Source organism: Paraburkholderia silviterrae, assembly GCF_004353915.1.
Lineage (GTDB): Bacteria > Pseudomonadota > Gammaproteobacteria > Burkholderiales > Burkholderiaceae > Paraburkholderia > Paraburkholderia silviterrae.
In genome coordinates this window covers 517,168-535,472 of the sequence record NZ_SMRP01000002.1, presented here as the reverse complement: position 1 = coordinate 535,472, position 18,305 = coordinate 517,168, and the positions used below count along the sequence as shown (strand labels likewise).

General features: G+C 66.4%; 14 protein-coding genes and 1 tRNA gene. 8 read left to right on the top strand and 7 right to left on the bottom strand.

What is annotated here, in order from left to right; translation table 11 throughout:
• Positions 1–510 precede the first annotated feature (510 nt).
• Positions 511–1,668 carry a glycerate kinase family protein gene (locus tag EYW47_RS06635; protein WP_133194050.1) on the top strand — a complete coding sequence of 386 codons (1,158 nt, stop codon included), beginning with the start codon at positions 511–513 and terminating at the stop codon, positions 1,666–1,668.
• 199 nt (positions 1,669–1,867) lie between these two features.
• Entirely contained in the window at positions 1,868–2,314 is a 447-nt protein-coding gene (locus EYW47_RS06630) for a MarR family winged helix-turn-helix transcriptional regulator (RefSeq protein ID WP_028216422.1), read from the top strand.
• Positions 2,315–2,442: 128 nt separating this feature from the next.
• On the opposite strand, the gene EYW47_RS06625 is transcribed toward EYW47_RS06630, so the two are convergent.
• Positions 2,443–2,529, bottom strand: a tRNA-Leu gene (locus tag EYW47_RS06625).
• A 317-nt stretch (positions 2,530–2,846) separates the two neighbouring features.
• Here EYW47_RS06625 and EYW47_RS06620 point away from each other — a divergent pair.
• On the top strand, positions 2,847–3,689 hold the full coding sequence (locus EYW47_RS06620; RefSeq protein WP_133194049.1) for a squalene/phytoene synthase family protein: 843 nt from the start codon (positions 2,847–2,849) through the stop codon (positions 3,687–3,689).
• A 52-nt stretch (positions 3,690–3,741) separates the two neighbouring features.
• Here the strand turns inward: EYW47_RS06620 and EYW47_RS06615 are convergent, their stop codons facing one another.
• From EYW47_RS06615 to EYW47_RS06605, 3 genes are all read right to left on the bottom strand, one after another.
• The gene (locus EYW47_RS06615) at positions 3,742–4,983 is read right to left on the bottom strand and encodes a DUF1501 domain-containing protein (protein ID WP_133194048.1); all 1,242 of its coding nucleotides are present in this window, start codon (positions 4,981–4,983) and stop codon (positions 3,742–3,744) included.
• Between the two features lie 117 nt (positions 4,984–5,100).
• On the bottom strand, positions 5,101–6,567 hold the full coding sequence (locus EYW47_RS06610) for a DUF1800 domain-containing protein (RefSeq protein WP_240763591.1): 1,467 nt from the start codon (positions 6,565–6,567) through the stop codon (positions 5,101–5,103).
• Positions 6,568–6,791: 224 nt separating this feature from the next.
• Entirely contained in the window at positions 6,792–7,109 is a 318-nt protein-coding gene (locus tag EYW47_RS06605; RefSeq protein WP_240763568.1) for a hypothetical protein, read from the bottom strand.
• Between the two features lie 263 nt (positions 7,110–7,372).
• Here EYW47_RS06605 and ompR point away from each other — a divergent pair, with 263 nt between their 5' ends.
• The 3 genes from ompR (at position 7,373) to EYW47_RS06590 (ending at position 10,252) form a co-directional block, all read left to right on the top strand.
• Positions 7,373–8,107 (top strand): osmolarity response regulator transcription factor OmpR, encoded by a 735-nt coding sequence (gene ompR, locus EYW47_RS06600; protein WP_027814652.1) that lies wholly within the window; start codon positions 7,373–7,375, stop codon positions 8,105–8,107.
• Positions 8,108–8,160: 53 nt separating this feature from the next.
• On the top strand, positions 8,161–9,510 hold the full coding sequence (locus tag EYW47_RS06595; RefSeq protein ID WP_028216430.1) for an ATP-binding protein: 1,350 nt from the start codon (positions 8,161–8,163) through the stop codon (positions 9,508–9,510).
• Between the two features lie 193 nt (positions 9,511–9,703).
• On the top strand, positions 9,704–10,252 hold the full coding sequence (locus EYW47_RS06590; protein WP_133194045.1) for a peroxiredoxin: 549 nt from the start codon (positions 9,704–9,706) through the stop codon (positions 10,250–10,252).
• A 61-nt stretch (positions 10,253–10,313) separates the two neighbouring features.
• Here the strand turns inward: EYW47_RS06590 and EYW47_RS06585 are convergent, their stop codons facing one another.
• The 3 genes from EYW47_RS06585 to ispD all read right to left on the bottom strand — a co-directional run bounded on the left by EYW47_RS06585 (position 10,314) and on the right by ispD (position 12,974).
• The gene (locus EYW47_RS06585; protein ID WP_133194044.1) at positions 10,314–11,462 is read right to left on the bottom strand and encodes an acyltransferase family protein; all 1,149 of its coding nucleotides are present in this window, start codon (positions 11,460–11,462) and stop codon (positions 10,314–10,316) included.
• Positions 11,463–11,692: 230 nt separating this feature from the next.
• A complete protein-coding gene (gene ispF / locus EYW47_RS06580; protein WP_133194043.1) occupies positions 11,693–12,172 on the bottom strand; it encodes a 2-C-methyl-D-erythritol 2,4-cyclodiphosphate synthase in 480 nt (159 codons plus the stop codon).
• Between the two features lie 82 nt (positions 12,173–12,254).
• Positions 12,255–12,974 (bottom strand): 2-C-methyl-D-erythritol 4-phosphate cytidylyltransferase, encoded by a 720-nt coding sequence (gene ispD / locus EYW47_RS06575; RefSeq protein ID WP_133194042.1) that lies wholly within the window; start codon positions 12,972–12,974, stop codon positions 12,255–12,257.
• Positions 12,975–13,295: 321 nt separating this feature from the next.
• Here ispD and mfd point away from each other — a divergent pair, with 321 nt between their 5' ends.
• Together mfd and argE are read left to right on the top strand one after the other, a co-directional pair.
• Positions 13,296–16,784 (top strand): transcription-repair coupling factor, encoded by a 3,489-nt coding sequence (gene mfd, locus EYW47_RS06570; protein WP_133194041.1) that lies wholly within the window; start codon positions 13,296–13,298, stop codon positions 16,782–16,784.
• A 198-nt stretch (positions 16,785–16,982) separates the two neighbouring features.
• Positions 16,983–18,248, top strand: a complete 1,266-nt coding sequence (gene argE, locus EYW47_RS06565; RefSeq protein WP_133194040.1) for an acetylornithine deacetylase — start codon at positions 16,983–16,985, stop codon at positions 18,246–18,248.
• The last annotated feature ends 57 nt before the right edge of the window (positions 18,249–18,305 follow it).

The window sequence follows — 18,305 nt, the reverse complement described above, 5'->3', positions numbered from 1 at the left end:
GGGGCTGCCCGCACAGGGTGTGACCCGCATCACTTGCGTCTCGCTTGTGCCTCGTTGGCGCCGCCTGCCGGTCTGATCGAGCCAGAACGGGCGGCGTCCTTTCCGGGATCCGCGAGACCCATCCCGCTGCAAATCGGCTAAATTGGGCCGAATCGGGCGGTTTGCGGCGCGGTTCCGTCAAAAGAGCCGAGTATTTTAGCAAACTATTGACTCGCCCAAATGGAATTGCCGTTCCAGCGTAAAGATGACACCCAGCCCGGCGCGAGACCGGCCCGATTTCAAGTGCCGTGCAAGGCTCGATGGCAAGTGGCACGACGCTTCGCCAGCGTCTTCGCAACATGCGCTTTCAGCCCTTTCGACCCTCGAGCCAGGTCACCGCGAAACGCCTGCGATGCGTGCTATCTCGCCTGAGGTATCCAGCACGCCCCCGGGCACTGGTAAGCTAACGCTCGCGCCGGACGCCCCGCCGGTCACAGCCTCTGCCAACACAACTCTTCCTGTCGAGACACCATGCCTAACCAGACGTTTGCTGACGCACCCGTCGTCGTCATTGCTCCCGATTCTTTCAAAGGCTCGCTCAGCGCGGATGGGGTCGCCGCCGCGATCGCCGACGGCATCCGCCGCGCCCGTGCCGACGCCGATATCCGCATCTGCCCGATGGCCGATGGCGGCGAAGGCACGCTCGATGCGATGCTCAGCGTGGGCGGCGAGCGCCGCGTGATCAATGTTGAAGGCGCGTCCGGCGCACGGCGCGACGCTACAGTCGGCCTGCTGCATGATGGCAGCGCGATCGTCGAGACCGCCGAGATCGTCGGCATCACCGACCCGGTGGGCATGGGCGTGCCGGTCACCGCGCGCAGCACGCGCGGCATGGGCGAAGCGATTCGCGCGCTGCTCGACGAAGGCGTGCGCCGCTTCTACGTCGCGCTCGGCGGCAGCAGCACCAACGACGCCGGCGCGGGCCTGCTCGCAGGGCTCGGCCTGCAACTCTTCGACGCACACGGCAACGCGCTCGCACCCACACCGCAAGCGCTGGCGAGCGTGGCGCGCGTCGACGTCTCCGGGCTCGACGCGCGGCTCGCAGAAGCCAGCTTCGTCGCCATGTCGGACGTCGACAATCCGCTCACTGGCGGGCACGGCGCGACCGCCGTGTTCGGCCCGCAAAAAGGCGTGAAGCCCGAAGAAGTCGCGCCGATCGACGCGGCCCTCGCGCATTTCGCCGATCTGCTCGAAGCGGCGCTCGGCCGCCACGCACGCGGCGAAGCCGGTGCGGGCGCAGCGGGTGGCCTCGGCTTTGCGCTGCGCATGCTCGGTGCGAGCTTCGAGCCCGGCGCCGAAGTCGTGGCGCGCACAATTGGCCTTGACGCGGCACTCGCGGGCGCGCATTGGCTTATCACCGGCGAGGGCCGCTCCGACGTGCAGACGTTGCACGGCAAAGCCCCCTTCATCGCCTGCCGCCATGCACAGGCCGCCGGTGTGCCGGCCACGCTGCTTTCGGGCGCGGTGGACCCGGCTGCGCTGCCGCGTCTCGCCGAGCACTTCAGCGGCTGCTTCTCGCCTGCGCCCGGCCCGATCACGCTCGACACGGCCATCCGCGAAGCCGCCACGCTGCTCGCGAACGAAGCGGAGCAACTCACGCGCTTGAAGTACGGATCGCGTGGCGCATAACGCTGCGCGCGCAAGATTCGTCTGACTTTAGCTTGCGCGCCGTCACCCTTGTCCGCAGTAAGCGATTAATAGATTCGTACGCCCACTCAAGGTGGGCGTACGAGGGTTCTTGCGCGTTGACCCGAGCGCTGGTTGAGGCAACAATTAGAGTAAGCGCGGCATGATCGCGCAGACCTCACGCGACCAGACCAGGACGACCATGAAGGCAAGCAAAGCCGGACTTGAACAATATCTGACCTATCGGCTCCATGTCCTGAACAAGCTTTCCGAACGCGGTGCGAGCGAGCGCTACCAGGCCAAGCTCGGCATCACGCTGCCGGAGGCGCGCCTCATTGCCGCCGTCGGTGCGTTCGGCCCGTTTTCGGTGATGGAGCTCGCGCGCCACGCGAATCTCGACAAGAGCCAGGCCAGCCGCGCTGCCGAGGCGTTGATGCGCCGCGGCCTCATGCAACGCGACGCCAGCGAGGAAGACGGACGCCTCGTACTCGTTTCGCTCACAACCGACGGGCGCGCGCTCTATCGCAAGGTCATGCCCATCGCGCGCAAGTGGAACGTCGACCTGTTCGCCTGCCTCGACGACAAGGAACGCGAGCTGCTCAATCGTGCGCTCGAGAAGGTCATCGCGGCGGCCCAGGAAGAGTCGTGATGCGGCACGCGCGATAAACGGAATAGATGGCCCAGGCGTGCGTGATCGAATGCCTAAGCGAATGCATAAGCGAATGCGTGGGCAGCAGAAAAAAGGCCACATACCGTAAGGTATGTGGCCTTTGCTTTTGGTGCGTGAGGCCGGACTCGAACCGGCACACCCTTGCGGGCGTCAGGACCTAAACCTGGTGCGTCTACCAATTTCGCCACTCACGCGAATCCTTTGCCTGGCGAGACCGCTGCGAGTTCACGTGAGCGTGTGACGTGGGATACATCGCGTGCGATACAGACCTGCGCTACAGCCGGGCGGCCGGATAAGCCACCAGCAAAGCGCAAGCGCGAGATTCTAACCGATTGCCTGGCGCTTGTCTGCACCCTGGCTGCGCGTGCGCACCCGGCATCTCCGGCCCTCCCTACGCAGCCCGCCCAGCCCAAACCCGTGCCGGTGCTAGAATCGCCGCTCCGCGGCCACTTGCTGCGTTTGCCCCATCGGGACGCCCACAATTGCGCGCCCCTCCTCGCCCCCGAACGCCGTGAATTTCGACGAATACTGCCTGCAAAAGGCGGCCCCGCCCGGATCGAGCACCTACTACGCGCTGCGCCAGGCCAGCGCCGCCCATCAACCGCTGCTCGCCGCCCTCTTCGCGCTGCGCCGCGAACTCGAGGAAACCGCCAAGGAAACAAGCGACCCAACCGTCGGCCGCACCAAGCTCGCGTGGTGGCAAAAGGAACTGGCCGGACTGGCCGCCGGCAACGCCACGCATCCGGTGACGAAAGCGCTCGCCCAGCATCTTGACGACGCAGCCGGCGTCTATCCGCTGCTTCAGCAGTTGCTTGCCGGCTTCGAAATGGACTTCGAGCAGGCGCGCTATCTCGACCTGCCGAATCTGCGCCGCTACATGGACGGCGTGGGCGGCACGTTCGCCACGCTGGTGGCGCAGGTTGGCGCACGCGCGGGCGAAGCGCGCGAAGGCGTCGCACACTGGGCCTCGCCGCTCGGCAATGCGCTGATGTTCGCGCAGCTCGTGCCCGAGATCGGCAACGACGCGCGTCATGGCCGTATCTATATCCCCATCGACGAATTGCAGCGCTACAACGTCACCGCTGCCGATCTGATCAACCGCCGCTATAGCGACGCGTTCACGGAGCTCATGCAGTTCCAGACGGCGCGCGCACGCGAGGCCGTGAACGCCGCGCTCGATGCGATTCCCGCTTCGGAGCGCCGCCATCAGCGCACCTTGCGCGCACTCGCGGCGCTCGAGCTTGCGCTGCTCGATGAAGTGGAACGCGAAGGCTTCCAGGTGCTGCACCAGCAAATCGTGCTCACACCGATTCGCAAGCTCTGGATAGCCTGGCGCGCCGCACGACGCGCGTGACGCGCAGACGCACACCGGCGCTGCTGGTGCTGCTGGTGCTAATGCACAGCGCTTACACGCGCAGCAACGGCAGCGGCTCGAAGCGATGCTGCAGCACTGCTGGCGCGTCGAGCCCCCACCAGTTGCCAAGCACCGTCGCGTAAATCTGCCTGAAATCGACGGCCACCGGCAAATTGCCGTTGCCGTCGAGGCGCGCGAGCTGCGGCGCCTCGCCATAGAGCCCGCCCGCCACGCTGCCGCCCGCGACGAAATGCGCGGACGCCGTGCCGTGGTCCGTGCCGCGGCTCTGATTCTCGCGCACGCGCCGCCCGAACTCCGCATAGGTGACGATCAGCGTGCGGTCCCAACGCCCCATCTCGACGAGCGCGGAACGCATTGCCACCATGCCCGCCGCGAACTGGCGCAACAGGTCCGCGTGCCGCTGCGGCTGGTTCTGATGCGTATCGAAGCCGTTGAGCGTGAGCCGGATCGCAGCCACGCCCTGCCCCGGCACCGGCACGGGCCCGCCTTGCGCGCCCGCCACGGTTTCGCCCGAGGCCAGCGCCTGCATCGCGGTTTTCACCGAGGCGCCGAACGCGCCCGCCGGGAACGCCGTCTTCAGCACGTACTGGCCGGGGCGCGGACGCAACTGGTCGGCGGCATGGACGATATCGTTCTCGACATCGAGGATATGGGCGAGCGCCGGATTGCGCTCCTTGAGCGACACCGGCGTGACGAGCCGCGAGGCGCGCGCGAACTGCGCGGGATTGACGAGCGCTACGGCGCGCGCACCATTGGCGAGCGGTCCCATCTCCGCGCTGCCGAGCACGAGTCCGTCGGCCGCGAAGCTCCCCGGCACGGGCGCGCTCGCGAACGCGCGCGTGAGCCAGCCCTCGCGCAGGTACTGATCGGCATTCGAGGCCGTGTCCCAGATCTCGATCGAGCGGAAATGCGAGAGATTCGGCTGTGCGTAGCTCACGCCCTGCACGATGGCGAGTTCGTGGGCACGCCACATCGGCATGAGCGGCGCGAGCGCCGGATGCAACGCCGTGCGTTCGTCGAGTTGGATCGCATCGCCGCGGCGCACGCCGATGTTCGCGCGATAGCTGTAGTAGAGCGGATCCGCGAACGGCACGACCGTGTTCAGTCCGTCGTTGCCGCCCTTGAGTTCGATGAGTATCAGCAGATTGTCGTACCCGCTCGCAGGGCGCGGCGCGGCCACGCCGCCTTGCGCATGCGCGGCGCCGGGCAGCCACGATGCGGCGCCGGCGGCCGTCATCGCGGCCGCCGCGGCCAGAAAGTCGCGCCGCTTCATGCCATGCCTCGCGGGTCTACGCGGCGCCGTGCTGGGCCGCTGTTGTCGTTGCGATTGTCGTTGCAAACGTTCATGTCAATCGTTCACCGCTGGCGTCATTGGATCATCTCCATTGGGTCACTTCAACTGATAGACGGGGTCCATCAGGAGTGCTTCGAGATACGCTCCCGCACTGCTACCGGCCGCAGTCGCGTCGACGGGCGCGAGCGGCAGGATGGCATGCTGCATCTGCAACTGCACCGACAGTCCGGGCACGGCATCGGCCGTCAAACCGAAATGCCCGAGCCAGCCGTCCAGATCGAAGCGCATGCCGCCTGGCATCGCGCGTGCCGGCGGCCGCATGGCGCCGCTTGCCGGTGCGCCCGCCCTGGCATTGTCCGCCGCCTTCGTCATCGAGCCGCCCATGCGTGGGCGCACCTCCTCGGTTGCGCGAAAAAGCTGCTCGACAAACTGCTTGCGCGCCAGCAGCGTCACACTGTTGATCCAGGTGACGCCGCCGGGCCAGCCCTTCACATTCGGCGGATAGAACAGATTCTCGCCTAGCGCGGCCGAGGTGTGCGCGAACATCGCCGTATTCGCATAGCCCACCTCGAAGCGGCGCACGGTCCCCGCGATGAATTCGACCGGCGAACTCACCAGCACGCCTCGATTGCGCTCGTCCCAGAACGCGGGCGTGACAAGCAGCGCGCCGAGCGCCGTCCTGATGTCGTAGCCGCTCGTGCGAAAGCGCGCGGCCACGGTGTCGAGCTGCGCCGGGTCCGGCGTGTCCGAGACGAACTCGCACCATAGCTTCGCCGATACGAAGCGCGCCGTCTGTGGCTCGCCCAACAGGATGTCCAGCATGGCATCACCATCGAAAGGTCCGCTCTTGCCCAACACCGTCTTCACGCCGTCGTCGTGCTCGGCCGGGCGCCAGATGCAGCGCCACGTGTCGGGATCGACGCCCCAGCCCGTGTACGCACGCGCCGCCTCGGCGACATCCTGCTGCGAGTACTGCCCTTCGCCCAGCGTGAAGAGCTCCATGACCTCGCGTGCGAAGTTCTCGTTGGGCTTGCCCTTGCGATTGCTGGCGCCGTCCAGGTAAAGCAGCATCGCCGGGTCCTTCGCGACTTCGTGCAGCAGCGTGGCGAAGCTGCCGAGCGCATTGCGCCTGAGCAGTGCGTTCTGCTGGGCCATCAGCAGCGGCTCGGGGACCTTGTCCTCGCCCGTTGCGAAATGGTTGTGCCAGAAGAGCGTCATGCGCTCGGTGAGCGGCGACGGCGTGGTGAGGATTTCGCGCATCCACCATGCGCGCAGTTCGTCGTATTGCTGGCCGCGCTGGCGCTGCGCGTCGCGGCGCGCCTCGGGCGTCAGGGCATTGCGCTGCGCACGGGTCAAGGGAATCCCGGCGCTCCATGCGGGCAGGGGCGTCACGGCGTCGACGCGGGTCGTGGCCAGTACGCGCTCGACGGCCGCCGCACGCGTGAGCCCGACGTAGGGCCCGATCTCGGCAGGCGCGGGCGCGAAGCCGGTGCGGATGAGCAGATGCATGGCGTCGTCGGCGTCGAGGAGCGCCGTGTCCGGAGCCTGCGCGACGGCGGGCATGCTGGCCGGGCTACGACGATGCGAACGGCGCGCCGGCCGGACCGGTACGGGTTGTTGCGTGACGGACATGGCACACAAACGCGCGAGTTCGGCCCGCGCGCCCACAGTGGACGAATGTAACGCACTAACGAGGCAAGCGATGCCTCTGTTGACGGCGCAATTGCTACGGAATTTTTCAGCGATGCGTCGCGTGGTCTTCAAAGACACGCGGGCAGGCAGCACGCTCAGCGCTTGTAGAGTTCGCGCACGGCGTCTTCGATGTGCTGACGCAGGAGGCGGCGCTCGTCGGGCGTCATATGGCCGTCGCGGCGGCGCTGGTCGAGATCGGGGGGAACTGCGGTGCGCTGCGTGATGTCCGAAGCTGGGCGTGCTGGCACATCACGTGCCGTCACATCGTTGCGCATCTTGCGCGCCGGCTGCTTTTGGCCTGGGCGCCTGGTGGACGTGGCGGATGCCTGAGAGCCGTCCGGGAAGGTCTGGGCGTGGGCCGGCGCTGCCTCCAATGCAACCACGATGCCGCTGGCCAACGCCAGTGCAGTCATGGTGTGGCGCATCGTAGGCCTAACCCCTCCCATCGTTTTTTTCCCTTCTTGACGCGGCAAACGGCTACCTCGAATGCATGTGCGGACCCGGCTCGATACGGGCACTGGTTCGAAATTCGAATGAAGTATCTACCGAATGGCCGCTTTACGCAAAGAAGTCTATCTGTCAGTGCTTGATGCCGTGGCACAGCACGGGTAAATTTTGTAACTGACTGTAACCTTATATTTATTGCAAACTCGCACCCCATCTCAATCGCGCTAAGATGCCAGGCATGGAAACCAAGAACCCGTCCAAAATTCTCGTTGTCGACGACGACCCGCGACTGCGGGACCTGCTGCGCCGTTATCTTGGCGAACAGGGTTTTAACGTCTACGTGGCAGAAAACGCACCCGCCATGAACAAGCTGTGGGTGCGCGAACGTTTCGACCTGCTGGTGCTCGACCTGATGCTGCCCGGCGAAGACGGCCTGTCCATCTGCCGCCGGCTGCGCGGCAGTAACGATCGTACGCCCATCATCATGCTCACTGCGAAGGGCGAAGATGTGGACCGCATCGTCGGCCTCGAAATGGGCGCCGACGATTACCTTCCGAAACCCTTCAACCCGCGCGAACTGGTCGCGCGTATTCATGCGGTGCTGCGTCGCCAGGCGCCGTCCGAGCTGCCGGGCGCGCCCTCGGAAACCACCGAAGTGTTCGAGTTCGGCGAATTCGCGCTGAACCTCGCCACCCGCACGCTCACCAAGGCCGGCCAGGAAATTCCGCTCACCACGGGCGAATTCTCGGTGCTCAAGGTGTTCGCGCGCCATCCGCGCCAGCCGCTCTCGCGCGAAAAGCTCATGGAGCTCGCGCGCGGCCGTGAATACGAAGTGTTCGACCGCAGCCTCGACGTGCAGATCTCGCGTCTGCGCAAGCTGATCGAGCCCGATCCGGGCAGCCCGCGCTTCATCCAGACGGTCTGGGGCCTCGGCTACGTCTTCATTCCCGACGGTGCTGCCTGATCCCGGATGGTGTCTCGTTGTCTGCACTGCCTCTGTTGAAACGGGAAGGGTCCATGCGGATTGACCGGCGTTTGCTCACGCTCGCGTTTGGCGATCTGTTCTGGCGCACCTTCCTCCTGATCGCGCTTCTCATTGCGGTCAGTCTCGCGGCATGGTTTCAGAGCTTTCGCGTGATCGAGCGCGAGCCGCGCGCGCAGCGCGTGGCGCTGCAACTCGTTGCCGTCGTCAAGCTCACGCGCACCGCGCTCCTCTATTCCGACCCCGACCTGCGCCGCGCCCTGCTCCAGGATCTCGAGAGCAACGAGGGCGTGCGCGTCTATCCGCGCGAGGCCACGGACAAATACAAGCTCCAGCCCGACGAGTCGCTCAATCGCCTGATCGAGCACGACATCCGCGGACGCCTCGGCGACGACACCGTGATCGCGCAGTCGGTGAACGGCATTCCGGGCGTGTGGATCAGCTTCAAGATCGACGACGACGACTACTGGGTCGCGCTCGACCGCGACCAGCTGGACAACGTCACCGGCCTGCAGTGGGTCGGCTGGGGCATTTCCGCGCTCGCGCTCTCGCTCTTCGGGGCGGCGTTCATCACGAGCCTCGTGAACCGGCCGTTCGCGCGGCTGGCCATGTCCGCGCGCATGGTGGGCTCGGGGCAATCGCCGGCGAAGCTGCCCGAAAGCGGCATGGGCGTGGCCGCCGAGACCAATCGTTCGTTCAACCAGATGGTGCGCGACCTCGAGCAGCTGGAGGCCGACCGGGCGCTGATGCTCGCCGGCATCTCGCACGATCTGCGCACCCCGCTCGCGCGGCTGCGGCTCGAAACGGAGATGAGCCCGTCCGACCAGGCCACCAAGGACGCGATGATCGACGACATCGAGCAGATGGACATGATCATCGGGCGCTTCCTCGACTACGCGCGGCCCGTGCAGCGCATGCCCGAGCGCGTCGATCTTTCGGTCATCGCGGGCGAAATGGCCGCGCGCATGGCGACCGAAGACGGCGTGCGGCTCATCACGCGCCTCGCACCCACGGCCGTGATCGAGGCCGACGACACCGACATGCGCCGCGTGGTGGGCAATCTGATCGAGAACGCGCGCAAGTACGGCCTGAGCGAGGCCGACGGCATTCCGCACATCATGCTGGAGACGCGCGTCTCGCATTCGCGCGTGGAGCTGTCGGTGGTCGACGAAGGCCCCGGCATTCCCGAAGACCAGCTCCCGCTCGTCACGCGGCCGTTCTATCGCGTCGACAGCGCCCGCACCCAGGCCAACGGCACCGGCCTCGGCATGGCCATCGTGCAGCGCCTCGTGGGCCGCTATCGCGGCGCGCTGCGCCTGCGCAATCGCGCCCCGGGCCCCGGTCTCGAAGTCACCATCGAATTCCCGCTCGCCAAGGGCGCCTGAACCCCGCGTGGCCGCCCCGCTCTGCGGCCGCTTCCGTGTCAGGGCCTGTTCACCCTGATAGCCGGCCTGTGACACAGCACCGGCGCACGCTCGCAGCACGCGCCGCCCACCCCTGCCACAATTGCCGGAAGCAATCGGGCCAAGCGGCGCGCGCACGGGGCGCGCGTGCGCCCCGTCTTCAAGGAGCGACGCCATGAAAACCGTCGGCGACAAACTCGAAGCCTTCACCGTCACGGCCGCGAAGCCCGGCTTCAACCAGCCCGAAGAAAACGGCGAGTCCGCTTTCCAGGAAATCACCGAGCGGAGCTTTCCTGGCAAATGGAAAGTGATCTACTTCTATCCAATGGACTTCACGGTCGTCTGCCCGACCGAGATTGCCGCGTTCGCGCAGTTGCATAAGGAATTCGAAAACCGCGAGGCCGTGCTGATGGGCGGCAGTTGCGACAACGAATACGTCAAGCTCGCCTGGCGGCGCGAAAACAAGGCGCTCGACCGGCTGAATCACTACTCGTTCGGCGACGTGAAAGGCGAACTGATCGACCAGCTCGGCATTCGCGACAAGGAAGCAGGCGTGGCGCTGCGGGCGACGTTCGTCGTCGATCCCGATAACGTCATACAGCACGTCTCGGTGAACAACTTGAGCGTCGGGCGCAGCGCTGGCGAAGTCCTGCGCGTGCTCGACGGGCTGCAAACCGGCGAGCTTTGCCCCAGCGACCGCGAGGTGGGCGGCGCGACGCTCTGAGGCCCACGCAGTGAAGTCCGCTCCGCGAAGTCCGCTCCGTGGAGCCCGCGGTGAAATCCGCTCAGGTCGGGCCTGCCGCGGCACGCGCGGGCAGACGGCTGCGGATCGCCGTGGCGAGCGGCTCCTTCCACTCGAGAACGCGCTTTTCCAGCAACTGCCAGGACAGATGCGCAAGCAGCACGGAAAGCGCGAACTGTATGACTAGCGGCAGCAGGTCCTGCGCCAGCGGCGGCACGTGCAAGAACGTGTAGAGCGCCGACGCCTCGCCCAGGCGCGAAGGCACCAGATTGTGGAACAGATAGAAGCCATAGCTGATGGTGCCGAGATACGCGAGCGGCCGCGCCTCGAGTGCGGCCACGAGCAGGCTGTCCTGGTGCCGCACGAGCCATAGCAATACGGCGCCGAGCGACAGCGCGAGGCCAATATCGAGCAAGCCCGGCAAGATCGCGCGCTGCGCCGCTTCGCAGGCGTCGCAATCGGCGCGCGCGAGCGCGAAGGCCGCGAGACTCGCGCACGCGAGCACAAACCCGATACCGCTTTGCACCCGCCCTCCCCCATGCGCCGCAGGCGCGCGTGCGCCGCCGATGGCCAGCACGCCACCGAGCGCGAGCAAGGCGAAATTCCACGGCGAGAACGCATAAACGAGCGGCTCGATCGCACCGCTCGCGTAGAGCGCGAGATGCGCGAGCGCCGCGGCGAGGATCATGGCGATGCAAATCGCCAGATGCCGCGACGCGCGTGTGAACAGCAGCGCAAACGGCGCAATCAGATAGAACTGCTGCTCGACCGCGAGACTCCAGAAATGCGAGACCGTGCCCGGCCACCCGTCATGAACGATGCCGATCCAGAAATTGGAGAGGAATACGTAATGCCACGCGAGCCCGAGATCGACATCGCGTTGATAAAAGCACGCGTGCGCGATCGTCAGCGCAACGAGCAGCAAATAATAGACCGGGAAGATGCGCAACGCGCGCTTCACGAAGAACACATAGAGCAGCGCATCGCGACGCGCCGTGCGCTGTTCGACGCGCAGACGGTTGCGATGCAGCTCACCGATGATGAGATACCCACTGATGAGGAAGAACAGCCACACGCCGATCTTGCCGGCGTCGATCGCCTCGACGTGCGCCTTGTGAGCGAGGAACACCAGCATCACGGCCAGTGCCCGGAGACCGTCGAGGCCTTTCACGCGTCTTTCGAGTCCCGTCATTAACCTTTCCGTTTCCGGTGCGCCTCAATACGCTTTGAGTATGCGGGCAAAAAAACGGAAATTAATCGGCAAGAAAAGCAAAGGCGGTGATTGCAGGTGCAATCACCGCCCTTTATGCGGGAGCAGGCACGCCGCCTGCGCGACACGCCCGGCACTTTTCGGGCACGCCGTTTGCGGCGCGCCATTTATTTAGATGTGCCACGCGACGCAATCCGAAGACCGCGCGATTTTCACGCGCGCGTGAGCAGCACGGCCGCCTGCGCTTCGATGCCTTCGCCACGGCCCAGATAGCCGAGCTTCTCGTTGGTCTTCGCCTTCACGTTCACGCGATCGATCGGCAGTTGCAGGTCTTCCGCGATGCACGCGCGCATGGCCTCGATGTGCGGCGCAAGCTTGGGCGCCTGCGCGATCACCGTGCTGTCCACGTTCACGAGCGTGAAGCCCGCCGCTTGCACGCGGCGCAGACACTCGCGCAGCAGCACGCGGCTGTTCGCGCCGTAGAACTGCTTGTCGGTGTCCGGGAAATGGCGGCCGATGTCGCCGAGCGCGGCGGCACCGAAGAGCGCATCGGTGATGGCATGCAGCAGCACATCTGCGTCCGAGTGGCCGAGCAGCCCGCGCTCGTAGGGCACCGTCACGCCGCCGATGACGAGCGGGCGTCCCGGCACGAGCGCGTGCACGTCATAGCCTTGTCCGATTCTGATGTCCATGTGTGGGGTTTTCCGTGTAGTGATGCGCAGTGCGCTTGATGGTCCGCCTCGCCGCGGCTCAGTTGCCCGCTCGGTTGCCCGCTCAGTGTCCGGGATCGCGGCTGAGGATGGCTTCGGCGAGTGCGAAATCTTCGGGGTACGTCACCTTGAAATTACGCAGGCTGCCCTGCACGAGCCGCGGCGAATGGCCGAGCCATTCGAGGGCGCTCGCTTCGTCGGTGAGGTCGTGGCCTTCTTGCTGCGCACGCTCGATGGCCGTGCGCAGCATGCCGATGCGAAACATCTGCGGGGTCTGGGCCTGCCAGAGGCCGTCGCGCGATTCCGTACGGGCGATGCGCGGGCCGCCCGGCACATGGTGAGGCGCCACGCGCTTGAGCGTGTCCGCGACCGGCAGCGCCATGATGCCGCCCACGGGATCGTCCTTGAGTGCGTCGACGAGCGTGCGGATCAGCGCGGGCGTGATGCCCGGGCGCGCGGCGTCGTGCACGAGCACCCAGTCGTCGTCGGTGGCGCCGAAGTCCGCGAGCGCGACGAGGCCGTTATAGACCGACGCCTGCCGCGACGCGCCACCTTTGCGGCGCACCGCGAAGCGCAGGCCGGCGAAGCGGCGCGCGTCGAAATGGCTATCGTCGGCGGAAATGACGACGAGCGTCTGGCTAAATTCGCTGCAGGCGTCGAATGCCGCGAGCGTATAGTGCAGGAGTTCGCGTCCGGCAACCGTCCGATATTGTTTGGGCATCGCAGACCCCGAACGGCTGCCGGTGCCGGCGCAGGGGATCAGGGCAAAAAGGCGTGAAGTCACGGTATCGCGGGCCGCATGAGTCAAAGTAAAGGACGGATTTTATAATACGTCCTTTACTCGCATGCCCAAGGTCCGCAACTGACGCTGGCCGGCGGCCATGGCGGGTACGATGGCAGCCCTTCGCAAGGCCGGGTGCGCCTGGCACCTGAGGCGCATCGGCGCCGTTCAGGAATCGCTGGCGCGACTCTCCGAACGGTGCTTTTGCGCCTTTCATCCTTACGAATAGCTGTCGATACCCGGACCGCACGCGCCCTGCCCGCACGCGTTCCGGTATAACGCATACGAACCGCACACGCAGCGCCTCGCCAACCTGTTGCCCCTATGTCCGATATCGCCGCATCCCCGCTTTCGCCGTCTTCGTCCCCGTCCCCGGTCGCCGTCGTCAAGCCGGGGCAGCGCTTCGCGTTCGACGGCACGCACGGCTCGTCCGATGCGCTCCTGATCGCCCGTTACCGCGAGGCCGCGCGTGCCAGCGCGCCGAGTGTTCCGTTACTCGCCGTGATCTGCGCGAGCGCCGTGGACGCGCAGCGTCTTGCCCAGGAGATCCCGTTCTTCGCGCCCGAAGCACGCGTGCGCCTCCTGCCCGACTGGGAAACGCTGCCCTACGACACGTTCTCGCCGCACCAGGACCTCGTGTCCGAGCGCCTCGCGACGCTGCACGATCTCGGCGATGGCCGCTGCGACATTCTCATCGTCCCGGCCACGACCGCGCTCTACCGCATGCCGCCCGCCTCGTTCCTCGCGGCCTATACGTTCTCGTTCGCGCAGGGCGAGCGCCTCGACGAGGCGAAGCTCAAGTCGCAGCTCACGCTGGCCGGCTACGAGCACGTGAGCCAGGTCATGCGGCCCGGCGAGTATTGCGTGCGCGGCTCGCTGATCGACCTGTTCCCGATGGGCTCGCCGTTGCCGTACCGCATCGACCTCTTCGACGACCAGGTCGATTCGATCCGCGCCTTCGACCCCGACAACCAGCGCAGCCTCTATCCGGTCAAGGACGTGCGGCTCTTGCCGGGCCGCGAGTTTCCGTTCGACGAGGCCGCGCGCACGGCGTTTCGCAGCCGCTGGCGCGAAGTGTTCGAAGGCGACCCGAGCCGCGCGTCCATCTACAAGGACATCGGCAACGGCGTGCCTTCCGCTGGCATCGAGTATTACCTGCCGCTCTTCTTCGAGGACACGGCCACGCTGTTCCACTATCTGCCGGAAAACGCGCAACTGGTGTTTTCGGGCGATCTGGACGCCTCGATCCGCCGTTTCACCGCCGACACGAAACAGCGCTACAACTTCCTCGCACACGACCGCGAGCGACCGATTCTGGAGCCGCAGCGCCTCTTTCTGACCGATGAGGACTTCTTCACGCTCGCCAAGCCCTTCGCGCGTCTCGCGCTGCCGGCCACGAGCGCGGGCGGCTGGGCCAACGCGCTGCCGAGCCTCGCGATCGACCGCCACGCCGACGACCCGCTCGCCGCGCTGCGCGGCTACCTCGACACCACGAAGAACCGCGTGCTGTTCGCGGTGGAGTCGGCGGGGCGCCGCGAGACCATCGCGCAGCTGCTCGCCGAAAACCGTCTGCGCCCCACATCCGCGGACAGCTACGAAGACTGGCTCACCGGCGACGAGCGCTTCGCGATGGGCGTCGCACCGCTCTCGACCGGCTTCGCGCTGCCCGGCGAAGGACTCGCGATCATCACCGAGACCGAGCTCTACGGGCCGCTCGCGCGCCGCTCGGGACGCCGCCGCCAGGAACAGGCGAGCAACGTCGATTCGATGGTGCGCGACCTCTCCGAGCTCAAGGTGGGCGACCCGGTCGTGCACGCGCAGCACGGCATCGGCCGCTACCACGGGCTCGTGACGATGGACCTCGGCGAAGGCGACACCGAGTTCCTGCACCTCGAATACGCGAGCGCCAGCAAGCTCTATGTGCCGGTCTCGCAACTGCACGTGATTTCGCGCTACAGCGGCGCCGATCCGGACAGCGCGCCGCTGCACGCGCTGGGCTCCGGCCAGTGGGAAAAGGCGCGCCGCAAGGCCGCGCAGCAGATCCGCGACACCGCCGCCGAGCTGCTCAACCTCTACGCGCGCCGCGCCGCTCGCGAGGGCCACGCGTTCGCGCTCGAACCGCGCGACTACGTGAAGTTCGCGGAGAGCTTCGGCTTCGAGGAAACGCCCGACCAGGCCGCGGCGATCGCAGCCGTGATCGGCGACATGACGAGCGGCAAGCCGATGGACCGCCTCGTGTGCGGCGACGTGGGCTTCGGCAAGACCGAGGTGGCGCTGCGCGCGGCGTTCATCGCCGTAATGGGCGGCAAGCAGGTGGCGATCCTCTCGCCCACCACGCTGCTCGCGGAGCAGCACACGCAGACCTTCACCGACCGCTTCGCCGACTGGCCCGTGCGCATCGCCGAGCTTTCACGCTTCAAGTCGACGAAGGAAGTGGGGACGGCGATCCAGCAGATCAACGACGGCAGCGTCGACATCGTGATCGGCACGCACAAGCTGCTTTCTTCCGACGTGCAGTTCAAGCGCCTCGGCCTCGTGATCATCGACGAGGAGCACCGCTTCGGCGTGCGCCAGAAGGAGGCGCTGAAGGCGCTGAGAGCGGAAGTCGATGTGCTCACACTCACCGCCACGCCGATTCCGCGCACGCTCGGCATGGCGCTCGAAGGGCTGCGCGACTTCTCCGTGATCGCGACCGCGCCGCAAAAGCGCCTCGCCATCAAGACCTTCGTGCGGCGCGAGGAAGACAGCGTGATCCGCGAAGCCATGCTGCGCGAGCTCAAGCGCGGCGGCCAGGTCTATTTCCTGCACAACGAAGTCGAGACCATCGACAACCGCCGCGCGATGCTCGAGGCGCTCGTGCCCGAGGCGCGCATTGCTGTCGCGCACGGCCAGATGCACGAGCGCGAGCTCGAAGCCGTGATGCGCGATTTCGTGGCGCAGCGCGCGAACGTGCTGCTGTGCACGACCATCATCGAGACCGGCATCGACGTGCCGACCGCGAACACCATCCTCATGCATCGCTCCGACAAGTTCGGCCTCGCGCAGCTCCACCAGCTGCGCGGCCGCGTCGGGCGCTCGCACCACCAGGCTTACGCGTATTTGCTCGTGCACGATCCGCAGGGGCTCACGAAGCAGGCGCAGCGCCGTCTCGAAGCGATTCAGCAGATGGAGGAACTGGGCGCGGGTTTTTATCTCGCGATGCACGACCTCGAGATCCGCGGCACGGGCGAGGTGCTCGGCGACAAGCAGTCGGGCGAGATCCACGAGATCGGCTTCCAGCTCTACACCGACATGCTCAACGACGCCGTGAAGGCGCTCAAGGACGGCCGCGAGCCGGACCTGAACGCGCCGCTCGCCGCGACCACGGAGATCAACCTGCACGCGCCCGCGATCCTGCCCGCCGACTATTGCGGCGACGTGCAGGAGCGTCTGTCGCTCTACAAGCGCCTCGCGAACTGCGAGCACGACGACTCGATCGACGGCATCCAGGAGGAGCTGATCGACCGCTTCGGCAAGCTGCCGCCGCAGGCTCACGCGCTCATCGAAACGCACCGCCTGCGCCTCGCGGCCAAGCCGCTCGGCATCACCAAGATCGACGCGGGCGAAGCCGTGATCGGGCTGCAGTTCGTGCCGAATCCGCCTGTCGACGCCATGCGCATCATCGAAATGGTGCAGAAGCACAAGCACGTCAAGCTCGCGGGCCAGGACAAGCTGCGCATCGAAACGCGCAGCCCCGATCTCGCGGTACGCGTGGCGACGGTCAAGGAGACGCTGCGCGCGCTCGGCGCGCCCGCGCGGGCGGCGGCACGCTGAGCGCGTGAAAAGTGCCTCGGCGCATGCGCGGAAATGTTGCGCATGCACCGCCGCGAAGACGATGCTGCATCGCGTCATGATGGCGGATTCAACGCAATCGCGTGCCTGGGCCTGGTCAACGAGCCATTGCTGCCGGCGCCTTTGGCTTGGGCCATCCTTTTTGGGTAATATGGATGGACAAGCAAGCTGGAGTCCACCATGACCATAGCCGCTGAATCAGCGCAGTCTTCTACGCCGTCTTCCACAGTTTCGTCGTCCGCTTCGTCGTCCGCTTCCTCGTCCGCCGCCCTTCCCGCCTCGCTCCCCTGGGTCACCCGCCTCGTGTCGATGGACACGGTCAGCCGCCACCCGAATCTCGGGCTGATCGAGACCGTGCGCGACGACCTGCGCGCGCGCGGCATCGAAGCGACGCTCACCTACGGCCACGACGGCAAATGGGCCAACCTGTTCGCCACGCTGCCCGCGCACGACGGCTCGACCAACGGCGGCATCGTGCTCTCGGGCCACACCGACGTGGTGCCCGTCGACGGACAGAAATGGGACAGCGACCCGTTCAAGCCCGAGATCCGCGACGGCCTGCTCTATGGCCGCGGCACCTGCGACATGAAGGGCTTCATCGGCGCGGCGCTCTCGCTCGTGCCCGAAATCCAGCAGACGAAGCTCGCGAAGCCCCTGCATCTCGCCCTGTCGTTCGACGAGGAAGTCGGCTGCGTGGGCGCGCCGCTCATGATCGAAGACCTCGTGAAGCGCGGCGTGAAGCCCGAGGGCTGCATCGTCGGCGAGCCGACGAGCATGCGCCCGATCGTGGCGCACAAGGGCATCAACGCGTATCAATGCTGCGTGCGCGGGCACGCGGCCCATTCCTCGCTCACGCCGCGCGGCCTGAACGCCATTGAGTACGCGGCGCGCCTGATCTGCTACATCCGCGACATGGCCGACGAGTTCCGCGCGAGGGGGCCGTTCGACGAGCTCTACGACGTGCCGTTCACGACCGCGCAAACCAGCACGATCGAGGGCGGCAACGCCATCAATACGGTGCCGGCCGAGTGCCGCTTCGCATTCGAATTCCGCAACCTGCCCACGCTCGACCCCGAGCTTATCTTCGCGCGCATCGAGCAGTACGCGCGTGAGACGCTCGTGCCGAAGATGCAGCGCGAAAATCCGGCGGGCGCGATCGAGTTCATGAAGATCGCTGCGGCCCCGGGCCTCGACGACAGCGAGCAGGCGGCGATCACCCAGCTCGTGCGCGCGCTCACGTCCGACCGCACGCGCCACAAGGTGGCATACGGCACGGAAGCGGGCCTGTTCGCCCGCGCCGGCATTCCAAGCGTGGTGTGCGGTCCAGGCGACATCGAGCAGGCGCATAAGCCGAACGAATTCGTTTCGCTCGAACAGCTCGCGGCATGCGAAGGTTTCCTGCGCAAGCTTGTGCACGGCCTTTCGGTCGACGCCCAGGCACAGTAGCTGGCTCAGCAATGGGCTCCTGGCTAACCGGATAGTTATCCTCAACAATTACGTCCC